Source organism: Dietzia massiliensis (genome assembly GCF_018390595.1).
Classification (GTDB): domain Bacteria; phylum Actinomycetota; class Actinomycetes; order Mycobacteriales; family Mycobacteriaceae; genus Dietzia; species Dietzia massiliensis.
On the sequence record NZ_JAHBAV010000182.1, the window covers coordinates 1 to 455 of the forward strand.

The 455-nt window shown below is 55.4% G+C and carries 1 protein-coding gene; it reads right to left on the bottom strand.

The window, feature by feature from the left end:
* Positions 1-455, bottom strand: a 455-nt coding sequence (locus KHA85_RS20200; protein WP_213186667.1) for an AMP-binding protein, incomplete at both ends; no start/stop codon positions are given.

Here is a 455-nt window from a genome sequence, read left to right on the forward strand (position 1 = left end):
GCTCGAGTTTTTCATCCAACACCCACATGCTCTGATTTGGCAATGCGGTTCCATAGGGGATGGCGTTTCTGTAGTGCGTATCTCGTGTAACCGGATGATAAATTGACCATATAGCCCCTTCGGTTGCACCGCCAAGGCTGGTGATGGTGGCGTTGGGGCAAAGCCGATGTGCCTCGGCGATCAGCCGCGAAGAGATGCGATCGCCGCTCAGCCAAATATGCCGCAGTTGAGGCAGCGACAGGATGTTTTCTTGTGCGCAATATTGCACCAGCATTTGCAAGATGGCGGGAACCGAGTTCCAGATGCTGATTTGCCGCTGGCGTATCGCATTTAGCCATGCTGACGGCTCTTTCGCTTCATGCGGCGATAGCACCGTTACCGATGCGCCGGCTAGCCAGCTGCCGAACAGGTCATAGACCGATAAATCGAAGGCCAGATCGGCGAGCGCCAATACG